The organism is Bordetella petrii (assembly GCF_020991325.1).
Classification (GTDB): Bacteria; Pseudomonadota; Gammaproteobacteria; order Burkholderiales; family Burkholderiaceae_B; genus Bordetella_A; species Bordetella_A petrii_E.
This window is the reverse complement of the sequence record NZ_JAJMLX010000008.1, coordinates 11191-34965: the sequence shown is the minus strand read 5'-3', so window position 1 is coordinate 34965 and position 23775 is coordinate 11191. Positions and strand designations below refer to the sequence as shown.

At 64.3% G+C, this 23775-nt stretch carries 23 protein-coding genes; 11 read left to right on the top strand and 12 right to left on the bottom strand.

What is annotated here, in order from left to right:
* The first annotated feature begins 92 nt into the window (after positions 1-92).
* On the top strand, positions 93-704 hold the full coding sequence (locus LPZ50_RS02045; RefSeq protein WP_230656991.1) for a TetR/AcrR family transcriptional regulator: 612 nt from the start codon (positions 93-95) through the stop codon (positions 702-704).
* Between the two features lie 12 nt (positions 705-716).
* Here LPZ50_RS02045 and LPZ50_RS02040 read toward each other — a convergent pair whose 3' ends face one another.
* Together LPZ50_RS02040 and LPZ50_RS02035 are read right to left on the bottom strand one after the other, a co-directional pair.
* Positions 717-1454 carry a ZIP family metal transporter gene (locus LPZ50_RS02040; protein WP_230656989.1) on the bottom strand — a complete coding sequence of 246 codons (738 nt, stop codon included), beginning with the start codon at positions 1452-1454 and terminating at the stop codon, positions 717-719.
* 34 nt (positions 1455-1488) lie between these two features.
* Positions 1489-2277, bottom strand: a complete 789-nt coding sequence (locus LPZ50_RS02035; RefSeq protein ID WP_230656987.1) for an SDR family NAD(P)-dependent oxidoreductase — start codon at positions 2275-2277, stop codon at positions 1489-1491.
* A gap of 236 nt (positions 2278-2513) precedes the next feature.
* Here LPZ50_RS02035 and LPZ50_RS02030 point away from each other — a divergent pair, with 236 nt between their 5' ends.
* The 6 genes from LPZ50_RS02030 (at position 2514) to LPZ50_RS02005 (ending at position 7937) form a co-directional block, all read left to right on the top strand.
* On the top strand, positions 2514-2924 hold the full coding sequence (locus LPZ50_RS02030; protein WP_230656985.1) for a hypothetical protein: 411 nt from the start codon (positions 2514-2516) through the stop codon (positions 2922-2924).
* A gap of 111 nt (positions 2925-3035) precedes the next feature.
* The gene (locus LPZ50_RS02025) at positions 3036-3785 is read left to right on the top strand and encodes a GntR family transcriptional regulator (protein ID WP_230656983.1); all 750 of its coding nucleotides are present in this window, start codon (positions 3036-3038) and stop codon (positions 3783-3785) included.
* Positions 3782-4999: a CaiB/BaiF CoA transferase family protein gene (locus tag LPZ50_RS02020; RefSeq protein WP_230656981.1), complete on the top strand. Its 1218-nt coding sequence runs from the start codon at positions 3782-3784 to the stop codon at positions 4997-4999. Before LPZ50_RS02025 ends, LPZ50_RS02020 begins: the two co-directional genes overlap by 4 nt.
* 21 nt (positions 5000-5020) lie before the next feature.
* Positions 5021-6574, top strand: a complete 1554-nt coding sequence (locus tag LPZ50_RS02015; protein ID WP_230656979.1) for an acyl-CoA carboxylase subunit beta — start codon at positions 5021-5023, stop codon at positions 6572-6574.
* Positions 6575-6698: 124 nt separating this feature from the next.
* A complete protein-coding gene (locus LPZ50_RS02010; RefSeq protein WP_230656977.1) occupies positions 6699-7688 on the top strand; it encodes a Bug family tripartite tricarboxylate transporter substrate binding protein in 990 nt (329 codons plus the stop codon).
* Positions 7689-7715: 27 nt separating this feature from the next.
* Positions 7716-7937, top strand: a complete 222-nt coding sequence (locus tag LPZ50_RS02005; protein ID WP_230656976.1) for an acetyl-CoA carboxylase biotin carboxyl carrier protein subunit — start codon at positions 7716-7718, stop codon at positions 7935-7937.
* A gap of 34 nt (positions 7938-7971) precedes the next feature.
* On the opposite strand, the gene LPZ50_RS02000 is transcribed toward LPZ50_RS02005, so the two are convergent.
* Positions 7972-9219 carry an acetyl-CoA hydrolase/transferase family protein gene (locus tag LPZ50_RS02000; RefSeq protein WP_230656972.1) on the bottom strand — a complete coding sequence of 416 codons (1248 nt, stop codon included), beginning with the start codon at positions 9217-9219 and terminating at the stop codon, positions 7972-7974.
* A 148-nt stretch (positions 9220-9367) separates the two neighbouring features.
* Here LPZ50_RS02000 and LPZ50_RS01995 point away from each other — a divergent pair, with 148 nt between their 5' ends.
* Genes LPZ50_RS01995 through LPZ50_RS01985 form a run of 3 tightly spaced genes read left to right on the top strand, consistent with a single transcriptional unit; the run spans position 9368 to position 12878 of the window.
* On the top strand, positions 9368-10546 hold the full coding sequence (locus LPZ50_RS01995; RefSeq protein WP_230656970.1) for an acyl-CoA dehydrogenase family protein: 1179 nt from the start codon (positions 9368-9370) through the stop codon (positions 10544-10546).
* Positions 10543-11760, top strand: a complete 1218-nt coding sequence (locus LPZ50_RS01990; protein ID WP_230656968.1) for a CaiB/BaiF CoA transferase family protein — start codon at positions 10543-10545, stop codon at positions 11758-11760. The genes LPZ50_RS01995 and LPZ50_RS01990 overlap by 4 nt, the downstream gene beginning before the upstream one ends.
* Positions 11757-12878 carry a CaiB/BaiF CoA transferase family protein gene (locus LPZ50_RS01985; protein ID WP_230656967.1) on the top strand — a complete coding sequence of 374 codons (1122 nt, stop codon included), beginning with the start codon at positions 11757-11759 and terminating at the stop codon, positions 12876-12878. The genes LPZ50_RS01990 and LPZ50_RS01985 overlap by 4 nt, the downstream gene beginning before the upstream one ends.
* A 13-nt stretch (positions 12879-12891) precedes the next feature.
* On the opposite strand, the gene LPZ50_RS01980 is transcribed toward LPZ50_RS01985, so the two are convergent.
* The 4 genes from LPZ50_RS01980 to LPZ50_RS01965 form a co-directional block, all read right to left on the bottom strand.
* Positions 12892-13845 (bottom strand): Bug family tripartite tricarboxylate transporter substrate binding protein, encoded by a 954-nt coding sequence (locus LPZ50_RS01980; protein ID WP_230656965.1) that lies wholly within the window; start codon positions 13843-13845, stop codon positions 12892-12894.
* Between the two features lie 73 nt (positions 13846-13918).
* Positions 13919-14701, bottom strand: a complete 783-nt coding sequence (locus LPZ50_RS01975) for an amidohydrolase family protein (RefSeq protein WP_230656963.1) — start codon at positions 14699-14701, stop codon at positions 13919-13921.
* Positions 14702-14798: 97 nt separating this feature from the next.
* Positions 14799-15770 (bottom strand): tripartite tricarboxylate transporter substrate binding protein, encoded by a 972-nt coding sequence (locus tag LPZ50_RS01970; protein WP_230656961.1) that lies wholly within the window; start codon positions 15768-15770, stop codon positions 14799-14801.
* 11 nt (positions 15771-15781) lie between these two features.
* Positions 15782-16303 (bottom strand): cupin domain-containing protein, encoded by a 522-nt coding sequence (locus LPZ50_RS01965; protein ID WP_230656959.1) that lies wholly within the window; start codon positions 16301-16303, stop codon positions 15782-15784.
* Between the two features lie 343 nt (positions 16304-16646).
* On the opposite strand from LPZ50_RS01965, the gene LPZ50_RS01960 reads away from it, so the two are divergent.
* Positions 16647-17360 carry a GntR family transcriptional regulator gene (locus LPZ50_RS01960; protein ID WP_230656957.1) on the top strand — a complete coding sequence of 238 codons (714 nt, stop codon included), beginning with the start codon at positions 16647-16649 and terminating at the stop codon, positions 17358-17360.
* Here the strand turns inward: LPZ50_RS01960 and LPZ50_RS01955 are convergent.
* The 5 genes from LPZ50_RS01955 to LPZ50_RS01935 all read right to left on the bottom strand — a co-directional run bounded on the left by LPZ50_RS01955 (position 17347) and on the right by LPZ50_RS01935 (position 23640).
* Positions 17347-18504: an alpha-hydroxy acid oxidase gene (locus LPZ50_RS01955; protein WP_230656955.1), complete on the bottom strand. Its 1158-nt coding sequence runs from the start codon at positions 18502-18504 to the stop codon at positions 17347-17349. The two genes, LPZ50_RS01960 and LPZ50_RS01955, sit on opposite strands and share 14 nt — an antisense overlap.
* A gap of 8 nt (positions 18505-18512) precedes the next feature.
* On the bottom strand, positions 18513-19448 hold the full coding sequence (locus LPZ50_RS01950) for an SMP-30/gluconolactonase/LRE family protein (RefSeq protein ID WP_230656953.1): 936 nt from the start codon (positions 19446-19448) through the stop codon (positions 18513-18515).
* Positions 19449-19456: 8 nt separating this feature from the next.
* A complete protein-coding gene (locus tag LPZ50_RS01945; protein WP_230656950.1) occupies positions 19457-20422 on the bottom strand; it encodes a Bug family tripartite tricarboxylate transporter substrate binding protein in 966 nt (321 codons plus the stop codon).
* Between the two features lie 85 nt (positions 20423-20507).
* Positions 20508-22118, bottom strand: a complete 1611-nt coding sequence (locus tag LPZ50_RS25365) for a thiamine pyrophosphate-binding protein (RefSeq protein ID WP_329957627.1) — start codon at positions 22116-22118, stop codon at positions 20508-20510.
* 25 nt (positions 22119-22143) lie between these two features.
* Entirely contained in the window at positions 22144-23640 is a 1497-nt protein-coding gene (locus tag LPZ50_RS01935) for an aldehyde dehydrogenase (protein WP_230656948.1), read from the bottom strand.
* Between the last annotated feature and the right edge of the window lie 135 nt (positions 23641-23775).

The window sequence follows — 23775 nt, the reverse complement described above, 5'->3', positions numbered from 1 at the left end:
AGCCAGGGTATCCTTGGACCCAGCGCGCCGCGGCGCCCCGGCCCCGCCGGGTAAACTGGCCTGCGCCCCGCGGCATCCTCCGGACCCCTCCTATGCAACGCCGAGCCATATCCACCCAGGAAATCCTGCAGACCGCCGCCGAGTGCTTCATGGAACAGGGTTTCCACGCCACCACGCTGGACGACGTCGCGCGGCGCATGGGGGCCACCAAGGGCCGCATCTACCACTATTACGCGTCCAAGGTCGACCTGTTCTTCGACGTGCACCGCCACGGCATGGCGCTGCTGTTCGCTGCCGTCGAACCCGCCATGCGCACCCGCGGCAATGGCCTGGCCGTGCTCGAGGCCATGCTAACGGCCCATGCCATGGCCCTGTTCGAGCACCACGCCTACGAAAGCGTGGTGGTGCAGGGCGTGCAGCTGCACCGGTTCGGCGCGCTGACACCGGCGCAGCGCCAGGTGCTCGACGAACTCATCGACAGCCGCGACCGCTTTGAACATCTGTTCAAGCAGCAGATGGCGGCCGCCAAGGCAGACAAATCGCTGGCCGCGCTGGATGTCTCCATTGCCGTGAAAACCGTGCTGGGCGGGCTGCAATGGTCATTGATCTGGTACCGGCCCGAAGCGGACGCCGGCGCGCAAGCGAAAAAACGCCTGGCGGCGAAAATGGTGCGCACCCTGATAGGCGGCCTGCAGGCCCGGTAGTGTCCGGCGGCCTCAGCGCAAGGCGAACGCGCTCAGCAGGCCCAGCACCACCAGCAGCCCCGTGGCGCCGCCCTGCCCGCGCAGAGCTTCCGGAACCATCGTGTCCACGATCATGGTCAGCAGGGCCCCCGCGGCCACGGCGTTGACCGCGGCCAGCGTCTGCGGCGAGGCATTGCTGAATACGGTGGCGCCCAGCCCGGCCGCCAGGCCCGACAGCAGCGCCACTCCTACCCATACGCCGAACACATAAGCCTTGCCGCGTCCCGCGCGCCGCATGTCGGCGGCACTGGACATGCCTTCCGGCAGGTTCGACAGCAGAATCGCCACCAGCATGGGCATGCTGATGGCGCCGCCAGCCACCAATCCCACGCCCAGCACCAGGGATTCGGGAATGCCGTCCAGCAAGGCGCCGATGGCGATGGCGGTGCCGCTGCTTTCGCCGTCGGCGGACGGGCCGCTGGCGCGGCGCCTGCGGCGGCGTCCGCCATGGTGGGTGACCAGCCAGTTGGCGATGGTGTAGATCACCGAGCCCGCCAGGGCGCCGCCCAGAATCGGCGCGAAGCCGCCCAGCTTGAAGCCTTCGGCCAGCAGGTCGTACGCCACCGCCGATATCAGCACCCCGCAGCCGAATGCCAACACGCCCGACGTGACACGGCGCGGCAAGCGCAACAGGTAGGCCAGTGCCGCGCCCAGCACCAATGCGGACGCGCCCAGCAAGCCCCATAGCCCTGCCTGCAGGCCTATGGGCATGGCGAGCTCTCTGGTTGGCGGCGGCCTGCCATGGCTAGAACGCGGCCCGCACGACCCCGCCGTCCACCCGCAGCGCCGCCCCGTTAGTGGCGGAGGACGCTTCCGAGCACACGTACACCACCAGGTTCGCCACCTCTTCGGGCGTGGCAAAACGCTTCAGCAATGAACTGGGACGCGCGGTTTCGAAGAACTCTTTCTCGAATTCCCCGAACGGCCTGCCTCCCGAAAGCTTGTCGACAAATTCGTGCACGCCGGCGGACTTGGTCGGCCCGGGCAGCACCGCGTTCACGGTGACCCCGGTGCCCGCGCAGCTTTCCGCCAGCCCGCGCGACAAGCCTAGCTGCGCCGTCTTGGTCACGCCGTAGTGGATCATCTCGACCGGAATCTGGATGCCGCTTTCGCTGCTGATGAACACCACGCGCCCCCAGTTGGCGGCCTTCATGCCGGGCAGATAGGCACGCGCCAGGCGCACGCCCGACATGACATTGGTATCGAAGAAACTCTGCCAGTCCTCATCCGGAATGTCCTCGAACGGCTTGGGGTCGAAAATGCCCAGATTGTTCACCAGCACGTCCACCGCCGGAAACCGCTGCACCAGCGCGGCGATATCGGCCGGGCGCGACAGATCGCCGGCATGGCCCTCGGCCTGGGCGGCGGGCACTTGCGCGCGCAACGTCTCAAGGGCGGCGTCCACCGACTGCTGCGTGCGGCCGTTCACGATAACGCGCGCGCCCTCGCGCGCCAGGCCCGTGGCAATGGCGTGGCCGATGCCCTTGCTGGAGCCCGACACCAGCGCCAGCTTGCCTTGCAGATGCAGATCCATGCTCATCTCCTGAAATCCTGCCCGCCGGACGCGGGGCATCCCAGCCAGACAGTCTAGACCCCGAGGGCGACCATCCCATTAAAAGCCCTGGCCGCGACGGGTGTTATGGCCGCCGCCTCGCGCCCCGCGCAGGCCGCCCCGCTGTGTAACGGCCTGACTCATATTTTTGTCGCCCGGCAGTCGCCAGGCCTTGCGCGATCGCCTATCCTGGCATTCCTGTTTTTATCGCACTAATCATGAAAAAACTCGTCTGGCTGGGCTTCATTGTGCTGGCAACCCTGTGGACCGCCCTGGTCGCCCTGGCCCTGCAGTTGTCCGACTGGCTGCTGAACACAGTGGCCTCCGCGCAACTGCCCGATACGCTGGCAACCGCACCGTGGGTGCCGCCCGCCTGGGCGCAGGCCTGGCTGGGGCCTGCCTTCCTGGAATCGCTGCAGGCCGCCGTGGCGGCGCTGCTGCAAGGCGCCAACCAGATCCTGCCGGCCTTTGCCGGCCTGGGCACCGTGATCTCGATACTGGGCTGGATCTTCTGGGGCATGATCATGGCCGGCCTGCTGGCCGCCGCCCTGGCGCTGCACTGGCTGGCCAACCGGCGCCAGCGCAGTAACGCGGGCCCCTCCGGAGACCGCCCCACCCTGCCGCAGTAACCCGGCCCGGCGCCACGGCCAGGCCAAGGCCTGGCTATAAAAATCGTATGATTGTTAACAATCGAATTGTGATCTACGATAAAAGCACGTTCCGCAACCCGCCGCCCCGCCGTGCCCAAGCCCAGCCAACTTCTTACCGACCTGGAAAACGCCGTGGCCTTCCGCCTGTTCGAAGGCCGCCAGCAAGCCCCCACCCTGACCGTGCCCGAACAGATCGCCGCCCAGGTGGGCGACGCCATCATCAAGGGCAAGCTGCTGCCGGGCGAAGCGCTGAACGAGCAGCGCCTGGCCGATTCCTTCCATGTCAGCCGCGGGCCGGTGCGCGACGCCATCCGCATCCTGGAACGCGAGGGGCTGGCCACCATCTACCCGCGCCGAGGCGCCGTGGTCACCGACCTGAGCGTGGACGAAGTGCGCGACATCTTCGAAATCCGCGTCGGCCTGCTGGAAATCGTGGCGCGCAAGATCGCGGCACGGCACAGCCCCGAATACCTGGCCACGCTGCGCGCCGGCGTGGAAAAACTGGAAACCCTGGCCCGCCTGGAAAACGACCAGGGCCGCTACGCGGAAACCTCGTACCGCCTGTCTATTCTGTCGGTGCGCAACTGCAATAACCCGCGCCTGACACAGATGCTGACCGCCCTGTCATTGCAGACGCTGCGCTATTCATACATCAGCCTGGCATCGCCCCAGCGGCGGCGCGCATCCGCCGCGCTGTGGCGCAAGGGCCTGGACGCACTCGAACGCGGCGACGCCGCCACTTACATCGCCATTTCGCGGCAACGCGTCGAAGATTCGGGCAATGCCGTCGTCCAACGCTTGTCGCAACCCATTCCCCAACCCGCACGGAGACGGGCATGACCCCCACGCCCCACGATGGCCCGCTTGCGGGCCTGAAAGTGGTGGAGATCTGCTCCACCATCGCCGGCCCGGCCTGCGCCCGCCTGCTGGCAGACTTCGGCGCCGACGTCACCAAGGTCGAACCCCTGGAAGGCGACGGTGTGCGCCAGATGGGCAGGCACGTGGACGACGTGTCGCTGTACGCCGCCACCATCCTGCGCGGCAAGCGTTCCGTGTCGCTGGACCTGAAATCAGACCAGGGCCGCGCCATTACGCGCGCCCTGATCGACCGGGCCGACATCCTGGTGGAAAACAACCGTCCCGGCGTCATGGAGCGTCTGGGCCTGGGCTACGACACACTGTCGGCCAGCAACCCCGGCCTGGTCATGGTGCGCATCAGCGGCTACGGGCAGGACGGCCCCTATGCCAGCCGGCCCGGCTACGGCGCCATCTGCGAAGCCTTTGGCGGCGTGCGCCACATGACGGGCGACCCCGACCGCCCGCCGGCCCGCGTGGCGCTGGCCACCACCGACTACCTTACCGCGGTCTACGCGGCATTCGGCGCCATGATGGCCATTCATGAACGCGGCCGCACCGGCCTGGGCCAGGTAGTGGACACGGCGCTTTATGAAACCTCGTTCAGCCAGATGGAGCCCTACGTACCGGCCTTCGAGAAACTGGGCTTCGTGCCCAAGCGGGTGGGGCCCAACCTGCCCACCATGGCGCCCAACAGCCTGTACCCCAGCGCCGACGGCGCCTGGGTGCTTATCGCCGCGAACAGCAACATCATCTTCAGCCGCCTGGCCCAGGTCATGGGGCAGCCCGGATTGCTGACCGACCCGCGCTTTGCCACCATACGCGCGCGCGGCGAACGCCAGAACATGGCGGCCCTGGACGCCATCATCGGCGACTGGACCCGCCAGCACGATGCCGAAGCCCTGGAACAGCTGCTGATCGCCGAATCCATTCCCGCTTCGCGCATCTACACCATCGCGGACATCTACGACGACCCGCATTATCTCGACCGCGGCATGCTGGTGCGCGTGCCCCATGCCACGCTGGGCCACACCACCCAGGCAGGCGTGGTGCCGAAGCTGTCGCGCACCCCGGGCCACATCCGCCACAGCGGCCCGGACCTGGGCGCCGACACGCGGCGCGTGCTGCAGGAACTGGGCATGACGGCGGACGACATCCGGGCACTGCAGGCACAGAACCTCATCAAGACCCGCCCCTAGGGCACCATTGGAGAACAGCCCATGGAAGAAACTCGCGGCACCGTCGCCGCCCAGGATTGGGAACCCGAACGCCAGGAACTGGCCAGGCGGCGCGAACAGGCCGCCGCCATGGGCGGCCCCGAGGCGCTGGCCAAGCACAAGGCACGCGGCCGCCTGAATGCCCGCGAACGCATTGCGCTGCTGTGCGACACCGGGTCGTTCCGCGAACTGGGCCGCATCGCCGGCAAGGGCCGCTACGATGCCGACGGCTTCTTCCAGTCGTTGTCGCCGGTGAACGCGATCATCGGCTCCGGGCGCGTCGAAGGCCGCAAGGCCATGATCTCGGCCGACGACTACACCCTGCGCGCGGGCTCGTCGGAAGCCACGATCTCCGACAAGTGGATCTACGCCGAGCGCATGGCGCTGGACTTGAAGATGCCCCTGGTGCGGCTGGTGGACACGGCCGGCGGCAGCGTCAAATTGCTGGAACAGCAAGGCAGCAGCAAGATCCCCGGCTACCCGACCTGGCCGGTGGTGGCCCTGCTGGACGCCGTCCCCGTGGTGGGCGTGGCGCTGGGCGCCTGCGCCGGCCTGGGCGCCATCAAAGTACTAATGTCGCATTTCTCGGTCATGGTGCGCGACCAGTCGCAAGTATTCGCCGCGGGCCCGCCGGTGGTGAAGCAGGCCTACGGCATCGACATCGACAAGAACGAATTGGGCGGCTATCAGGTGCACCGCCGCAGCGCCCTGGTGCACAACGAGGCCGACAGCGAGGCCGACGCTTTCGCGCAGGTGCGCCGCTTCCTGTCGTATCTGCCGCGCCACGCCGGCCAGATGGCCGAACGCACCGCCTGCGACGACCCGCCCGGCCGGGCCGACGACTGGCTGAAAGACGCCATTCCCAAAGACCGTCGCAAAGTCTACGACCCGCGCAAGATCCTGGCCTCGGTATTCGACCGCGACAGCCTGTTCGAAATCGGCCGCCACCAGGGCGGTTCCACCATCACCGCGCTGGCGCGCCTGAACGGCTACCCCGTGGGCGTCCTGTGCAGCGACCCGCGCGTATCCGGCGGCGCCATGACCACCACCTCGGCCTGGAAGATCGAGCGGCACGTCAAACTGTGCCAGACCTTCAACCTGCCCGTGGTGCACCTGGTAGACCAGCCCGGCAACGCCACCGGCCCGGAAGCCGAGCTCAGCGGCACCCTGCTGGGCGCGGTGCGCGTACTGACCACCATCGAGAAATCGACGGTGCCCTGGCTGTCCATCATCATGCGCCGGGCCTTCGGCATGGCGGGCGGCCTGCACGCGCCCAAGCACTTTCCCAAGCTGAACCACCGCTACGCATGGCCCTCGGCGCGCTGGGGCTCCATTCCCATCGAAGGCGGCGTGGCGGCGGCCCACCGCAACGAGATCGCTTCGGCCGACGACCCGGCGGCCGAGCAAGCGCGCCTGGAAGCCTACTACCACCGCATCGCCTCGCCTTTCCGCACCGCCGAGAAGTTCGGCATGCTGGACGTGATCGACCCGCGCGAAACCCGCGACGTGCTGTGCGACTGGGTCGAAGACGCCTGGGAGGTCTTGCAGGCCCGATAACGCTTTCCCCTTCACGCCATTCAGGATCCAGACGCAGCAGTTCCGGTTTTCCACAACGACGGACGCGCCGGCATCCAGGCCCCCCCGGGCCTGCCACCGAGCCGATTCCGCAAGGAGACAGACAATGAACGCGACTCTACGCAGCTTGATGACCTGGGCGGCATGCGCCGCCGCCACCTTTGGCTGGCCCGCCGACGCCCAGCAATGGGCGCCGAAGCACAGCGTGGAATACGTGGTGCCCGCCGGGCCCGGCGCCGCGCTGGACACTGCCGCGCGCGAACTGCAGCGCCTGCTCGAGAAACAGAAGATCCTGGACCAGACCCTGGTCATTACCAACAAGCCCGGCGGCAGCGGGGCCGTGGGGCTGCAGACCCTGCGGGCCCATGAAGGCGATGCCCACTGGGTGGGTACCTTCAGCACTGGCATGATCAGCGCCCGCGTGCTGCACCCCGACGCGCTGTCGTACGCCGAGATGACGCCCATTGCGCTGTTGCTGGAAGAATCCATGCTGGTGGCGGTGCGGGCCGACTCGCCCTTCAAGAACGTCCACGACCTGGTTGCCCAGTTGAAGAAGCAGCCCGATTCACTGACGATCGCGATCGCCACTTCGGTGGGCAACCACATACACCTGGCCATCGCCAAGCCGCTGAAGAAGGCCGGGGTGGACATTACCAAGCTGGTCATCGTGCCGTACAAATCATCGGGCGAATCCATGACCGCGCTGCTGGGCGGCCACGTCGATGTGGTGTCGGCCTCGTCGCCCAATGTGCTGTCGCAGTACAAGGCCGGCACCATCCGCCTGCTGGCCGCCACCACGGCCGAGCGCCTGCCGGGCCAGCTGTCGGACGTGCCCACCTGGAAAGAACAGGGCATAGACGCGGTCTCCACCTCGGTGCAGGGCGTGCTGGGCCCCAGGAACATGACACCGTCCCAGTTGCAGTACTGGGAATCGGCCCTGGCCAAAGTCACGGCCAGCGAAGAATGGAACGAGTTCCTGAAAACCCAGCTGTGGCGCCCGCGCTTTGCCAGGCATGAAGACATGCAGAAAGTGCTGGACGCGGAATATGCGTCGACCCGCGAGCTGCTGGTGGACCTGAAACTGGCCAAGCCCTGAACCCCCAGCCCCCAAGGAGAACCTGACGTGGCGCGCATAAATGTAGTGGCCGAAGTCACCGGCACGGTATGGAAAATCGAAACACGGCCCGGCACCCAGGTCGGGCCGGACGATGTCGTGATGCTGGTGGAATCCATGAAAATGGAAATCCCCGTGCTGGCCGCCGCCAGCGGCGCCATTGCCGAGATCCTGGTGGCGGAAGGAGAAATGGTGCAGGAAGGACAGGCTGTGGCGGTGGTGGTGGCGTAAGGGGGCGGCGGACGTCCGGCCAGGCCTGGCGCCGTCACGCACGCATCAAAGCATCCCGGTGCTCGGGATGCGCGATGGCAATCAACGCCCTGCGGCGCGCATCCCCGTAACAGCCGCGCACCGCGGCAACCCCATGCTCGGTGACGTAGCAATCCACGTCTTCAGGCTCAAGCGAAGACGGACGGTTCGCAGGCAAGGACGGAACAATGGTGCTGCGCCCCTGGCGATCGAGGGAACGCAGGGCAATGATGCTGCGCCCCTTGGGCGACGAAGCCGCGGCCCGGGAAAAATCCGGCAGTCCGCCAGGCAGCGACACTTGCCTGGCGCCCGCCCATTCCGCGTTCACGCGGCCGTCCAGGTCTACCTGCAAGGCGGCGTTGATCGCATTCAGGCTGTGCAGGTGGCCCAATACCCCACTGTCGTGCGTAATCGAGCAGGGATGCAGTTCCACCGCGGCGTTACCGTCCAGGAATGTGTAGAGCCTGCTGCTGCCCACCGCCATCGTGGCCACGCTGACGCCCGGACGAATCTCTTTCGCGCTGTTGTCGATGATGCCGCGCGCGATGAGATCCACCGCCGCATCGCCGATGATTCCCGTGTGCAACCCCAGGTGCCGCAGGTGACCCAGCTTGGCCAGCACGCGATCGGGCAACGCGCCCACGCCCAGTTGCAGTACCGATCCATCTTCCAGCAGGCCGGCCACATGGTTCGCGATCGCGTCGTCGATGGCGTCCGCCGGCGCGGCGTGCACCTCATGCGGGCCGTCTTCGGCATGAACGAATGCGTCGATGCGACCGGCGCTGATCCAGCCATCGCCGCAGACCCTGGGCATGCTCGGGTCGATCTCGGCGATCACCAGGCGCGCCCTGCGCAGCGCGGCAGGCATATAGTCCACCGAAACACCCAGGCTTACCCGCCCCTTGCCGTCTGGGGGCGATACCCTCAGCAGCACGGCGCCTACCGCCTTTTCGCGCCCGAATAAAGCCGGAGCGTGGGACAAGGGCTGCCGCAGGGCTAGCAGACGCCCGACATCCATGGCCGGGCGCAAACCGGCACCCGGCAGAAATGTCGCAATTTCCAGGCGATCCAGCGCCGGCGCTTGCGCATACGGCACCGGCCCGTATGGCAGCAAAACATGAACCCGATGTCCATCGAGCAGCCGGGCCGACTCGGCCAGTTGGCGTGACAACACGGTGGGATGGGCTGCCCCCGAATGTACGACCACGCACTCATCCGCCGCCATCCCTGCCAGGAACTCTTCCACGTGCGCCACGGATCTCATTCACGAACCTTTAAAAGTTGTACGTATTTATTTTCAACAGACCAACCATAACTCAATATCAAATACTTAAATACCTATAAAACCATGATTGACGGCTCAAATTTTTACTGGAATACTTGTACGTACTTATTTATTTCAAGGCAAAATTGTGGATACTGCTGCCAAGCCCCGCTGCATTTCGGCCGAAGATGAGGCCGAACTTCTTTCCGCCATCGACCGCTGGGTCAGCCGATCCCTTGCGCCCGAGGTCGTGCGGGAATTCGATCACGCCGACCGATACCCCGCTCACATCGTCGAAGAAATGAAAGCGCTGGGCCTGTTCGGAGCAACCATCAGTACAGAATTTGGCGGACTGGGCTTGCCGGCCAGCACCTACGCCAAGATCGTCATGCGCATTTCTTCAACCTGGATGGCCGTTACCGGCATCTTCAACTCACACCTGATGCTTGCGCTGGCCATCGAGAAGTTTGGCACCCCCGCGCAAAAGCAGGCGTGGCTGCCGCGCCTGGCATCGGGAGAAGTCCGCGGCGGCCTGGCGCTTACCGAACCGGACGCAGGCACCGACCTGCAGGGCATACGCATGACTGCGCGGCGCGATGGCGACCACTATGTCATCAACGGGTCCAAAACCTGGATCACCAATGCGGTGGAGGGCAGCTGCTTTGCGTTGCTGGTGAAAACCGACCCTGAAGCCCAACCCCGCCACAAAGGCATGAGCCTGTTCATTGCCCCTAAAGGGCCGGGGTTCTCCAGCAGCCGGAAACTCCCCAAGCTGGGCTACAAGGCCATCGACAGCGGGGAACTTGTCGCCGACGGCTATAAGCTGCCGGTAGATCATCTTATTGGCGGTGTCGAGGGCCAAGGTTTCTACCAAGCCACCGGAGGCCTGGAACTGGGGCGCATCAATGTCGCCTCGCGGGGGGTGGGCATCGCCGAAGGGGCCCTGCGGTTGGCCACCGAGTATGCGCAAATCCGCAAGACATTCGGCAAACCCATCGCCGAACACCAGGCCATCGCCCTGAAACTGGGTGAAATGGCGACGCGCGCCAGAGCGGCGCGCCTGCTCACGCTGGACGCCGCCGCCAGCTTCGATCGCGGCGAACGCTGCGACATGGAGGCAGGCATGGCAAAGTTCTTTGCGTCCGAAGCCGCCCTTGAGAACAGCACGGAATCCATGCGCATCCACGGCGCCTATGGATACTCGAAGGAATACGACATAGAACGGCTTTATCGGGATGCGCCGCTCACCTGCATAGGAGAAGGCACGAACGAAATGCAGCGCATCATCATCGCAAAGCAGTGGATCAAAAGGAACCCTGTCCAATGACAGCCGGGTGCCGCCGCGCCGGGCAAACCACGCCCCGCCCCGCCCACCTTCCCCTGCAGGGCGTTCGCATCATCGCTATAGAGCAGTTTGGCGCCGGGCCTTACGGCACTATGTTCCTGGCACACCTGGGGGCCGAAGTCATCAAGATCGAAAACCCGGCCACACAAGGCGACCCCTCGCGCCAGACCGGCCCGTTTATGCTCGGCCCGGACGACAGCCAGTATTTCCAAAGCTGGAACACCAACAAGCGCAGCATCACGCTGGACATCAAGTCGGACGAAGGCCGGCGCCGTTTCGAAACCCTGGCCAGCGAAGCCGACGTTGTCCTGAACAATCTGCGCGGCGACCAGCCCGCAAAACTGAAGCTGGATTACGCCGCGCTGTCCGCGGTGAATCCCGCGCTGGTCTGCGTCCATATCTCTGCCTATGGCCGGGACAACAGCCGCAGCTCGTGGCCGGGGTACGACTACCTGATGCAGGCCGAAAGCGGCCTCATGCACCTGACCGGCGAGCCGGCCACCCCGCCCGCTCGTATCGGCGCGCCGTCCATCGTGGATCACATGACAGGCATCACGTCCATGGTCGGCCTGCTTTCCGCGCTGCTGCGCGCGCGCGAAACCGGACAGGGGTGCGACGTAGACACCAGCCTGTTCGACGTAACCCTGCATCAGCTGGGCTATACAGCCACCTGGTTTCTCAACGAGGAATACCTTTCCGAACGCCAGCAGCGCAGTGCACACTACTCGCTGACGCCCGTACAGACCTTTCCCACCGCCGACGGCTGGATCTTCCTCATGTGCATGACCCAGAAGTTCTGGGAAGCGCTGCTGAAAGTGCTGAACCGCCAGGATCTGGCCACGGCACCCGAGTTTCTTACCGCCGCCGCGCGCACGCAGCATCGTGAACGCCTGACCGCACTGCTGGACGCCGATTTCCGTCGCCATTCCACACAACATTGGCTAGCCCGGCTCGAGGGCGTGCTACCGGTGGCGCCCGTGCTGAGCCTGTCGCAAGCCTTGCAGACCGCCTTCCTGGATGAAAGCGGCATGCTGTCGAGCATCGACCACCAAGCCCGGCCGGGCCTGAACATGCTGTCGAATCCATTGAAGTTCAACGGGAAACGTCCCGAGTTGCGGCCGTGCTCGGCATTGGGAGCCGATACGGACGCCGTGCTTTCGCGCAGTGCCACGCCGCGCGTGAAGGAACAGCCATGAAACTGACGGGCATACGCGTTCTCGACCTGTCCAACTTCCTGCCTGGGCCGTACCTCACCCTGGAACTGGCAGACCACGGGGCCGAAGTCATCAAGATCGAGCAGCCGGGCGAAGGCGATCCGGCCCGGCATATCGGCCTTTCCGACGGGCCGCACACCGTGCTTTTTCGCAATCTCAACCGCGGCAAGAAAAGTATCGTCCTGAACCTCAAATCTCCCGAAGGCCAGGCAGCCTTGCTGGGCTTGGTGGATGATGCCGATGTCTTCGTTGAATCGTTCCGGCCCGGCGTCGCCGCTCGGCTGGGGATGGACTACGCAAGCCTGCGCCGCAGGAATCCCGGACTGGTCTACTGTTCCATCAGCGCTTTCGGACAGGAGGGCCCCTATCGCAACCGCCCCGCCCATGATCTTGCCGTCGAGGCCCTGACAGGAACCCTGACGTTGGCCGCCCATTCCGATGCCGGCCCCGGGTTGCCGCAGCTGCCCTACGCCGACCTGCTCAGCGGGCTGCAGGGGCTGGCCGGCGTACTGATGGCACTATTGCGGCGCCGCGATACAGGCCAGGGAGACTACATCGATATCGCCATGGCCGATTGCATGCTTGCGGCCACGCGCAACGTACTGGGCTCAACATTTGCCCATGGCCAGGCACCCATTCCCGGACAAGACCGGACCACGGGCGGCAGTGCGTTCTATCGCCTGTACCAGACCAGTGACGGTAACCACATCGCCCTTGCGGGCCAAGAACCGAAGTTCGTGCACGCCCTGCTGAATGCCCTGAACCGGGCCGACCTGGCGCCGCTGTGCCTGCAGGGTCCCGGGCCGCATCAGGCTCCGGTCATCGCCTTCCTCGAAGAGGCTTTCCGGCAAGCCACGCGCGCCGAGTGGGAAGCGCGGCTGGAATCACTGGACCTATGCTTCGGCGCAGTGAACACATTGCCGCAGGCCCTGCACGACCCGCAAACCCAGGCGCGCGGCATGGTGCTGCGCGACGGTGAAAACCGGCCTCATATCGGTAGCCCGATACGGTTTCTGAACGAACCCGCAGACATCGACCTGAACTCGCCCGAGTTGGACGAGCACCGCGGTCTTCTAGACACGCCGCCGCGCGCCGGCTGATTTTCGGCTGCGCTCAACTCGGCTCGATCCCCGCCTCATGGATTGCGGCGCCCCAAGCGCGCTGCTGGTCCACAATAAGTTGGGCCAGATCCTGCGCGCTGCTGGGTTTCACTTCCAGGCCAAGCGCTCCCATGCGCGCCTTGACTTCCGGCGTTTCCAGAACCTTGATAAGCGCGGCATTCAAGGTGGCTATCACCGCCGGCGGCGTGCCCGCCGGGGCCATCAATCCACCCCAGTTCGAGAAATCGAAACCTGGATAGGCCTCGCCAACGGCGGGCAGATCCGGCAATACTGGCGAACGTTGGTCGGCCATGACTCCAATCGCCCGCAACCGCCCCCCTTCCACGAAGGGCCGCGCCGACCCCCAGTCGCTGAACATGAACTCGACGCGGCCCGCCGCCAGATCCGTCATGGCGTCCGGCGAGCTTTTGTACGCGACCTCGGTTCCCTTCAGCTTGGCCAGCCGGTTGAAATGGGCCGCCCCGACCCGGCCCGAAGCGTTGCCGAATCCATAGAAAACCTGGTCCTTGGCATGCAATTGCTGCACCAATTGGTGTGGTGTCCTGGCCGTGGATCCGGCGGGCACCAGCAGCACGAACGTGTAATTGTTCAGCCCTCCCACCGCGGAGAAATCCTTGATGGGGTCATAAGGCACATTCTTGGTCAGGAACGTCGCGGTGGAATGGGTAGACGAACTCCCCATGCCCAGGGTGTAGCCGTCGGCAGGCGCACGCGCCAGCGCGCTGGTGGCGATTTGCCCCAACGCCCCTACCTTGTTTTCCACGACTATGGGCGTGTTCAACTCGGGCTGCAGGTACTGGGCTAGAAGCCGGGCGAGTATATCGCCCCCGCTGCCCGGTCCGAACGCGACAATGATCTTGATGGGCTTGGAGGGGAATGTATCCGCCTGGACGGCCTGGGCGAACAAGCAGAACAGAACACACAGCAGAGTCCGTACGGTCTTCATGACATACTCCAGATAAGTCAATTTGTGCGCAACGCGTGACGGCCCCATCGCACCGAATGCGGGGCGTCAGCAATCAGGCGGCCGGAAAGCCATATAGCAACCGTGGGTTGTCGGCCAGGACCGCATTGCGCACAGCCGGGTCCGGCACGCATTCCCCCAACAGGTCCAGCAGGTCGCCGGTGTTTGGCATAGGGCCGCCAAAGCTGACATGCGGCCAGTCAGATCCCCATACACACCGGCTGGGCGCCGCCTGCGCCAGGGCCCGAGCGTACGGAACGACGTCCCGGTATGGCGGCCCCGCCAACGAATTGCGGAAGCCGCCCGACAGCTTCACCCAGGCCCCGTCGCGCACCAGATGCAGCAACGTACGCCCCTCCGCTTGATCCTGTAGATCGGGCGATACGTATCCCATGTGGTCGAACACTGCCGGCACCCGCAGGCGCGCGATCTGCGGCGCCAGCTGCGGAATCTGCCCGGCATTGACCAGAAACTGCAGATGCCAATCCATTTCCCGGCAAATGGCCTCGTAAGTCTCCAGCTTTTCTACGCCGGTTCCCCCCGCTGTCGTGGTGTTCAGGCGCAACCCGACCACGCCCGCCTCTTTCAAGTCGCGCAAGGCCGCCTGCTGCAGGTCGTGCGGAATCACGGCAATGCCTCGCAGCCGATTGCCATGGGCCTTCACCGTATCGCGCATCAAGGTGTTGTCCGACCCATGCACGCTTACCTGGATCAACACGCCATAGGCCATTCCCGTGGCATCCAGCATGCCCAGGTAGGCCTCGGGTGGCGCCGGATGCGGCGTATAGCTCCGCTGCTCGATCCAGCTCGTGCCGATGACGTGTGCGTGCGTATCCACGGCGCCGGCCGGCAGGGAATACGCGCGCGGCGGGTGAGGCCGGCCTTCCGGCGGCGGATCAGGTTGCAATCTGTGGCGGCCGCTGGTGTGCGCCATGTCAGGCCCCTGGCTTGATGCGGCCGGACACCACCATCGTGCGCATGAAATCATCTTCCTTGCTCATGATGCGTGCGTAGTCATCCGGACCGCCCCACTGCACGAACGAACCCATTTTTTTCATGCCTTCGACGTAGCGACTGTCTTTCACCGCCTCGGCCGCCGATTTCTGCAGCGTGTCCATGACATCGCCAGGCAGTTTGTCCGGCGCCGCAACGCCCAGATAGGTGGTCACGTCAAACGGTTCAGGCCCCAGCGTGGAAACAGATGGGACACCGGGCAGGGCTTCTTGAGGCGCGCCAAAAACCGCCACCGGCACCAGGTCGCCCGACTCGATATAAGGCCGGGACGTGGACACCTGGTCGGCCGCTACTTCGATCTGGCCCGCCAGCATATCCTGCAGCATGGGGCTGGAGCCCTTGTAGGCAATCCCGTTGAAGCGCACCTGGCCCACGGCCTCCAGATCCAGCATGGCCAGGTGATTGGGTGTTCCCAGTCCGCTGTAACCCATGGGTACGCCGCCGGGCTGCGCGCGCGCGGCCTGCACAATATCGGCCAACGACTTGAAACGGCTACCTTTTTTCACCACCAGCACCAGGGGTGTCTTGCTTACCAGACAAACGGGCTGAATGCTGCCAGTGCCATAGCTGACCTTGGTCAGGTGCGGGGTAACAGAAAACACGCTGGGCGCCGAGAACAATAGGTTATAGCCGTCCGGCGCCGAGCCTATGATGTGCATGGCGCCAATGGCCCCGCCTCCGCCCGGCTTGTTGCCCACAATGACCGACTGCCCCAGGGCGCGCCCCAGCGCATCGGCGAACAGTCTGGCCGTCAGGTCGCCATTGCCTCCCACGGCGTATGGCACCCATAGCGTCACGGCACGCGCGGGATAAGCCTTCGCCAGCACCGTGCGCGCCGAAGCGGTCGCGATCGCCGCAGCCGAGACCTGCAGGAATTTTCGACGTAGCATCATGGCCTCGCGCGTCAGTCCGCGTCCGGCGCGAAGAACGCGCCGGCCTTGAACACGGTGGGCTGCGCTGCAACGCCATTTTTCTTGGCGTCGCCGGCAGCGTAGCGTCCTTGTGAATCTGAACGGCTTTGCATGGCCTCGTTGGGAATGCCGAACTTGGGATGCAAGTCGTTCGAATCTTGCACCTGCGCGGCACCCACCCGGAACATGACCAGGTTGCCGTGTTCTTCGTTCGCCTTGAAGCGATAGCGTGTACCACGCGGCACCATCACCCCCTCGAACGCGCGTACCGTCGCCGAGCTTTCGTCCTCGAAATGGAAAATAGCTTCACCCTGCAACACAAGAAACACGTGATCTTCGATCTCGTGGCTGTGCAGCGCATTCTCGCCGCCAGATGAGTAAACCTTGGAATGCGCCCACAACATGGGCGCCAGCCCCAACAACTCCATGGTCGCGCCGCCTTCCAGCAGAGGTAGGTTGCGCATGGAAAACCTCAGCCGGGCGGCGGCTGAAGGAATTTCGCCCGGATTGCTCATGAATATCTCCTCCTGGTTGGCCTGCAGCTTGCGGAGCGGCAAGCAAGAATCTTATTGTTGTACGTACAAAACAGATACTAGCACCAGAAGCATCCTCAGGTATCAGTATTTCCACCAATAAGTTGTACGAACATATTTCAAATCCATGGATATTTCCGGCGCACACATGGATGGCGCGACTGCGCGAATGAGCGGCCATAATGCGGGCGCAGCACACGGCGGCTGATGTAAAATCGCGCCCATGCCCGCAGCCAAGACCACAGCCGAAGTCGAACGTACAACTGGAAAGCCAGCACGGCGTCCGCGCTCTCTGGCGGCGCAGCCGACCGACTCTCGAGAACCGTTGTACCGTCAACTGGTACAACATCTGCGCAGCGACATCATTCACGGCGTTTTCCCTGTCGGATCCCAGCTGCCCACCGAGGAAGAACTCGCCGAGCGCTTCACCGTCAGCCGCCATACCGTGCGCGAAGCCTTGCGGCAACTGCGCACCGACGGACTGGTATCGTCCCGCCAAGGGTCGGGCACCACGGTCATGCCGCCGCCGCCCAGCACGCCCTTCAATGTGCACCGCGTCACGTCTATCGACGAACTGATTGCCTATGCCGCAGAAAGCCAGTACGCGGTAGACCGCAGCGACCTCATCAACAGCAAGGACGTCCAGTTCGACGAAGCGGAATTGCCCCCCGACACACGCTGGCTGCGTCTGCAAGGCTACCGCCTGGGCGCCGAACCTGCTGCCGCGCCCATATGCTGGACAGAAGTATTCGTTGCCGCCGAATACGCCGGCGTCGAAAGAATGCTAGGGCGCCAGCGCGGCCCCATCTGGCGGCTCATCGAAGACATCTACGGCGAGCGCCTGGTGGAAGTCGAACAGATGCTCCGCGTACGCCCGGCGCCCGATGAGCTGGCCGCGGGCCTGCAGGTGGAAGCAGGGTCCAGCGTGGTCGAAGTACGGCGCACGTACAAAAACAGTGCCGGCAAAGTGGCGGAAGTCTCGGTCAACCTGTACCCCGCCGAGAAATTCCGCTTCAACATGAAGCTCAGCCGGGCGTAGCCTGCCACAAGTATGCCGGCCCCAGCGCCCTGACATCCGGGCAGCCGATCTGGCCCAGCGTCAGGTCCAGTTCCGTCCGCAGAATGTCTACTGCCCTCCGTACACCAGGGGCGCCGTACGCGGCCAGCCCATAGGCCGCGGCGCGGCCGGCAAAACACATTCTGGCGCCCAGCGCGAGCGCCACGGCGATATCGGATCCGCGCCGTATCCCGCTATCGAACATCACGGCCAACTGTTGCCCAACGGCGTCTACCACGCCGGGCAATGCGTCAATCGATGTAATGCCACGGTCTAGTTGGCGCCCGCCATGATTGGACACGATCACCCCATCGGCCCCCGCCTGTGCCGCCAGCAGGGCGTCTTCAGCAGTCAGGATTCCCTTCAGCACGAGATTGCCTTTCCACTGATGCCGCAGGCGGCCGATCAATGCCCATTGATGCGGAGCGGGCACCTGAGACGCATAGAAACTGGTCAGGTCTCGCGCGCTGATCGACGCCGGTGCGTAAGGCAGGAAGTTTTCCATGGCCGGTATGCCATGGCGCAGATAGCGCAGCACCCATTCAGGATGACGCAGAGCTTCAGTCATGACTGCCAGCGAAGGTTTGTATGGCCGCACCCAGCCACTGCGTATGTTCCGCTCGCGCTTGGAATGCAAGGGTACGTCGACCGCGACGACCAGGGTTTCGACTCCCGCAGTCGCGGCCCGCGCCAGAATGTCGCGTTCGATTTCGGCATCCTTGCACGGATAGAACTGCAGCCAGCTACCGGGCGCACAACGTGCGATGGACTCGATCGACGCATTGCTTGCCCCCGACAGAATGAAGGGGATGCCTGCCTGTGCTGCAACCTGTGCCAACGCCAGGTCGCCGCCCTTCCTCACCATCCCCAGCATGCCCATCGGGCTGATGCCGAAAGGAGACTGATACGTACGGCCAAACAGCGATACCTGCTGCGACCGGGAGGATATGTCCACCATGTAACGCGGCCGCAGCTTGTATCGCCGCAAACGGGCAAGGTTCTCTGCGAGGCAGGCCTCGTCGTCGGCCCCTCCTTCCAGGTAATCGTAGATGACGCGGGGCAGATAACGCCGTGCGCGCCGCTGCAGGTCGTTGATACTGAGACAGCGTTGAATGCCATGAGCCATGTCGCTTCCTACCGTCCGGCCGCCACGGCCGCGCCACGCTGGCTCCAGGTGGGCGCGCCGGCCGTGTCGACGTCGGCCACCAGCACGTCCCGCCCGGCCGTGACGTAGAGTTGCCTGAGTTGCTCTCCGCCATAGGCGCAGTTCGTGGTCATGCGCCCCACGGGCGAGTCCAGGCGCAATACCGGCTGGCCGACTTCGTCGAATATCCAGACGGCGCCCAAGCCCACATGGCACACTGCCAGGCCGCCCCTGGCATTCAGGGCCACACCGTCGGGCCCGCCGCCGCCGGACATCTGGATATACACCCCCACTTTGGTCACGAGGCCATGATCCTTCACCAAGGGAACGCGCCAGATGGCATTGCCACGAGTCACCGCCAGGTAGATCGTGTCCTGTCCGGGCCCGAGCACCAGGCCGTTAGGGCTGGGCACGTTGTCCAGCAAACAGTCCAATCGCCCGCCTGCGGTCAGGCGGTACAGCCGGCCGGTAGGATCGTGCAGGCCTGTCTGCCCCTGGTCGGTAAAGTACAGATCTCCGGCATCCGAGAACACCAGATCGTTCGGCCCCTTGAAGCGTTGGACCAGGGCCCGGTCCAGCAAAGGTTCGATTGAACCTTTGCTGGGGTCGAAAACCATCAGCCCGTTCTTGTTGTCGGCAATGACCGCTCGGCCGTCCGCATGGAACGCCAGGCCGTTGGGCTCGCCATCGTACTCGAGCTCGCAGCTGGCGTTGCCCTGGGGGTCTATCTTGAACAGGCGCCCCCACGGAATATCCACGACCCAGAGGTTCCCATCACCGTCAAAAGCCGGGCCTTCCAGAAATACGGGCGTTTCGGCGCCATGCAGCTGCACATCGACCCAACTGGATTTTCTGTTGCTGACATAGAGAGCCCGAGGAATGGAAGCGAACACTTCCATGCGCTGCTGAGGATGAGGTGTATACATAAGCCACTTCAGTTCAGTTTGATACCCAGTGCCTTGACCAGCGGCCTCATCTGGGCAGATTCGCGCGCGATCAATGCAACGAAATCGTCTGTCCCGACCCAGGTGGGGTCCAGGCCCAGTTCGCCCATGCGCGCCTTCAAGTCGGGCATCGCCAGCACCGCCTGCAGGTCGCTGGCGATTTTCTTCTGGATCTGCACCGGCAGCCCTGCTGGCGCCACCAACGCATGCCACAGAGGCGCCTCTGAGCTTTTGAATCCCAGTTCGCCCAGGGTGGGTACGTCCGGCAGGCTGGCAATGCGCCTGGGACTGTTCGTCGCCAGGGCGCGCAACTTCCCGGACTTCAGGAACGAGGGATACGCAGGCACGCCATCCAGGCCCGTCTGGATCTCGCGCGATAACAGGCCGCGCATCACATCGGCGCCGGTCTTGTACGGCACGTACTGGACATCGATGTCCGCATCCCGCAGAAAACGCTCTGCTGCCAGTTGCACGCCCACATCGCCGCCACCCAGCGTGAGCTGTCCCGGGTTTTTCCTGGCCTGGGCGACAAAGTCCTTCAATGTCGCGGCAGGCAGTGAGTCATTCGCCACAATGATCAAGGGCACAGACGCGATGACACCAATAGGCGTGAAATCACGCACGGGGTCGTATGGCAGCTTCGAGAATGCGTACGGGTTGACCGTCAGCGTGGAATTCATGGGCTGGAACAACGTGTACCCATCCGGCTTGGCTCGTGCGGCCTCGGCCGCGGCAATCGCCGTGTTTGCACCAGGCCGGTTGTCGATAATGATCTGCTGCCCCCAGCGTTCGCTCAGCTTCTGCGTAATGTGCCTGGCGGCGGCGTCAGCGGTGCCTCCGGCACCGAAAGGCACAATCCAGCGCACCGGCCTGGATGGCCATGACTCTTCAGCATGTGCTGCGACAGACGCCAGGGCCAGCGCGGCCATGGCAAACAGGCGGATTCCGGACAACATGATTGTCTCCTTGATTGTTTTATCTGTGTGCGGCGGCAATGCGGGAACAGCCCGGCCGGATCCTGCAACGGGCCACAGCGGGCGCCTAGCCTCTCAGGGACCTGGCTTGCGCGCCATAACCGGACGGATCGACATGGACATCAATCAGGCAGGGAACGCCGGACTGGAACGCCTGGCGCAGGGCTTGTTCGTATTCAGCCTCTGTGCTGGCGCGATATGCCTGCATACCGAAACCGCGCGCCACCGCCGCGAAATCGGCCTGCGGCCATGACACCCCCGTGTCCGGCATTCCGCGATCGCGCTGCTTCAAGGCGATGAGCGACAAAGCCGCATCATTGAAGACCACCACACAGAGCTTGTTGCCGGCCTGGGCGGCAGTAGCGAGTTCCCCCGCGCACATCATCAGCCCGCCGTCCCCGGTAAAGACAATGACCTGCTCATCGGGGTGATTCAACGACCGGGCGATGCCCGCGGGCAACGCATAACCCATCGTGGCCAGGCCGTTGGAGATCAGCGCACGGCCTGGGGCGCACGCACGCCAGAATGCCATCGCCGAGAACATATGCGCGCCCGCATCCACCGTGATGGCCGGGCGTGCCGCGCCGGCCAGACGCATGGCTGTCTCTACTACCGCCTGCGGAGACAAGCCGCCTTCCGATCCGGCATAGGCCAGCCGGACATGCATGCCCGAGCGCAGCGCGTCAATTTCGGCCCGCTTCCAGGAAGATCCCGCCGCTCCTTGCTTCAGGGTTTCCAGCGACAGCCGCAACGAACCGTAGAGCCCAGCCTGCGGCGCCATGTAATGCACGGGATGACGAACCAGCGCCACATCGATGACGGCCGCCCGGTATGGCCATGGCCGGCCTATCAGCTCAACAGGGTCCAAGCCGCACAAGACGATCAGATCAGCAGCGTCGACACACTCGCGTTCCGCCGCGCCACCGGTGAAGTGGCCCACCAGCCACTCGCATTCGTCGCTGACCACGCCCTTGGCCTTGTAGGTCGTCAGGACGGGGCACTGCAAGGACTCCGCCAGGGCCAGTATCTGCCCGGATACGCCGCGCTCACGGGCCTCCAGGCCAACCACCAGGACAGGCTTGCGGGCCTGCTTCAGCAGGTCCAGCGGACGGCCATGATAATCCGTACTGTCAGCCCCTTCGCCATGGCCATCGAGATCCGGATTGTGTTGCTGTGCCGGAATAGCCGCGGCCCGACGGGCCGTTTCACTAGTCAGTTCCAGGTGCACCGGCCCCCAGGGCGCAGACAGCATCAGGCGGATCAGCGCGTCCATTTCAGCGCCCGGTTCAGGTCCGTCCAAACGCGTGCTGCCCTTCACCACCGCCGAGGACATCAGCCGCTGGTCAAACACCTGATGCGTATCGTAAGCCGCGCGCGCTGGTGTCCAGCCGTCGCTGATCAGCAGAATCGGGGCGCGATCCAGCGCCGAATGCGCCAGCCCGTTCATGGCGCTGGCCGTGCCCGGTCCCTGGGTGGTGATCACCACGCCGAAGCCATTGCGGATCTCGGCATCCGCGGCCGCCATCAAGGCCGCGCCAGTCTCGGTTCGGCACAGCTGGAACGCGATGCCGTGCCGTGAAAAGGCCTCTATCATGTCCAGCGAGCTTCCGCCGCCAGGCACTCCGAAGGCATACCGCACGCCATGCATGGCGCATGCCCGCGCAATGATGTCTGCCACCGTCCCTTCTTTCACGTTTCTTCCCTCAGACTTTCAGCACGAACGGATCCTGGATCTCATCGCTGGTTTCGCACCAAACGCTCTTGGTCTGCAGGAACTGGTCTACCGCCTCGATACCGTTGACCCGGCCGATTCCGCTGCTTTTGTAGCCGCCGAATGGAGAATTGCAGGCCATGGCACGATAGGTGTTGATCCATATGGTTCCTGCCTGCAGGCGCTTCGCCAGCCGGTGGGCGCGGCTCAGGTCGCGCGTCCAGACGCCTGCCGCCAGGCCGAATTGGGTATTGTTCGCCAGCGCCACGACCTCTTCTTCGTCCCGGAACGACGTAACGGCAAGCACGGGGCCGAACACCTCTTCGTGCATGAGAGGGTTGTCGGCCTTCAGGCGGTGCAAGATCGTGGGTTCGAAGAAATAGCCTTGTTCCATCCCCGAAACCTGCGCGCGCTTGCCCCCAGACAAGACTTCTGCGCCACCATCTACGGCCCTGGCCACCATCGTCAGATTCTTCTGCAGTTGCGCAGCGGTGGCCGCCGGCCCCATTTGCGTGTCGGCCCGCAGAGGGTCGCCCAGTTTGATTGCCTGCGCGCGCTGAACCAGGCGCTCGACGACCTGGTCATAAAGGCTTTCGTGGATATAGGCCCGGGAACCGGCAATGCAGGTCTGCCCCGCTGCGGCAAATATGCCGGAAAGCACCCCTGCCACGGCGTTATCGACGGATGCGTCCTGAAAAACGATATTGGGGCTTTTGCCGCCAAGCTCGAGCGTGCAGCCGGCCAGCCTGGCGCCGGCCCGGGCGGCAATGGCACGGCCCGCGGCATCGCTGCCAGTGAAGCAGATCTTGGCCACCCGCTCATGATCGACCAGCGCCTCGCCAGCGGCGCGCCCACCGGTTACCACGTTGATGACGCCAGGGGGAATTCCCGCGAGTTCTGCCAGCCGAGCCAGCTCGAACGCCGATGCGGACGTCACTTCCGACGGCTTCAACACGATGGTGTTGCCCGCGGCCATCGCCGGTGCGCAACTCATGATGGTAAGAAAAGTCGGGGAATTCCACGGCACGATGACGCCAACGACGCCAATGGGCTCGCGCAGGGTGTAGTTCAGTACGCTTTGCCGCTCTATCGGCACGACGCGCCCTTCGACCTTGTCGGCCAGGCCTCCGAAGTAATACAACCACTCTTTCACCACATTGGCCTGCGCCTTCATTTCGGCAAGCAGCTTGCCGTTCTGCGCCGATTCAAGCCGCGCGATGTTCTCGGCTTCTTCGGCTATTTTCTCGCCCCAGGCCATCAGCAACCTGCCCCGCCGCGTGGGAGACAACGCCCCCCACGGGCCGGACAGGGCCGACCGGGCCGCCTGTACTGCGGCATCGACGTCATCTGTTCCGGATTCGACGAACTGCGCCCACTTCTGCCCGGTGGCCGGGTTGACGCTGGCGAACATTTGCCCGGCCGCGGACGGAAGCGTTTGCCCCGCCACATAATTGCCGTAGGCCACCAGTTTTTGCGTATTGGCTTGCATGGCTATTTGTCTATTATTTGTTCGTACAACTTTAGATTAAGGCTCAAGAATTTGTATGTCAAGCCGTTTATTTGCTTGATTTATTCAATTTCTTCTGACGCGCTTAGAATAATGTTGTACGTACTTTAAATTGAA

Coding starts and splice junctions, on each gene's coding strand:
- LPZ50_RS02045 (WP_230656991.1), top strand. CDS start 93: ATGCAACGCCGAGCCATATCCACCCAGGAAATCCTGCAGACCGCCGCC.
- LPZ50_RS02040 (WP_230656989.1), bottom strand. CDS start 1,454: ATGCCCATAGGCCTGCAGGCAGGGCTATGGGGCTTGCTGGGCGCGTCC.
- LPZ50_RS02035 (WP_230656987.1), bottom strand. CDS start 2,277: ATGGATCTGCATCTGCAAGGCAAGCTGGCGCTGGTGTCGGGCTCCAGC.
- LPZ50_RS02030 (WP_230656985.1), top strand. CDS start 2,514: ATGAAAAAACTCGTCTGGCTGGGCTTCATTGTGCTGGCAACCCTGTGG.
- LPZ50_RS02020 (WP_230656981.1), top strand. CDS start 3,782: ATGACCCCCACGCCCCACGATGGCCCGCTTGCGGGCCTGAAAGTGGTG.
- LPZ50_RS02015 (WP_230656979.1), top strand. CDS start 5,021: ATGGAAGAAACTCGCGGCACCGTCGCCGCCCAGGATTGGGAACCCGAA.
- LPZ50_RS02010 (WP_230656977.1), top strand. CDS start 6,699: ATGAACGCGACTCTACGCAGCTTGATGACCTGGGCGGCATGCGCCGCC.
- LPZ50_RS02000 (WP_230656972.1), bottom strand. CDS start 9,219: ATGAGATCCGTGGCGCACGTGGAAGAGTTCCTGGCAGGGATGGCGGCG.
- LPZ50_RS01990 (WP_230656968.1), top strand. CDS start 10,543: ATGACAGCCGGGTGCCGCCGCGCCGGGCAAACCACGCCCCGCCCCGCC.
- LPZ50_RS01985 (WP_230656967.1), top strand. CDS start 11,757: ATGAAACTGACGGGCATACGCGTTCTCGACCTGTCCAACTTCCTGCCT.
- LPZ50_RS01980 (WP_230656965.1), bottom strand. CDS start 13,845: ATGAAGACCGTACGGACTCTGCTGTGTGTTCTGTTCTGCTTGTTCGCC.
- LPZ50_RS01970 (WP_230656961.1), bottom strand. CDS start 15,770: ATGATGCTACGTCGAAAATTCCTGCAGGTCTCGGCTGCGGCGATCGCG.
- LPZ50_RS01965 (WP_230656959.1), bottom strand. CDS start 16,303: ATGAGCAATCCGGGCGAAATTCCTTCAGCCGCCGCCCGGCTGAGGTTT.
- LPZ50_RS01955 (WP_230656955.1), bottom strand. CDS start 18,504: ATGGCTCATGGCATTCAACGCTGTCTCAGTATCAACGACCTGCAGCGG.
- LPZ50_RS01950 (WP_230656953.1), bottom strand. CDS start 19,448: ATGTATACACCTCATCCTCAGCAGCGCATGGAAGTGTTCGCTTCCATT.
- LPZ50_RS01945 (WP_230656950.1), bottom strand. CDS start 20,422: ATGTTGTCCGGAATCCGCCTGTTTGCCATGGCCGCGCTGGCCCTGGCG.
- LPZ50_RS01935 (WP_230656948.1), bottom strand. CDS start 23,640: ATGCAAGCCAATACGCAAAAACTGGTGGCCTACGGCAATTATGTGGCG.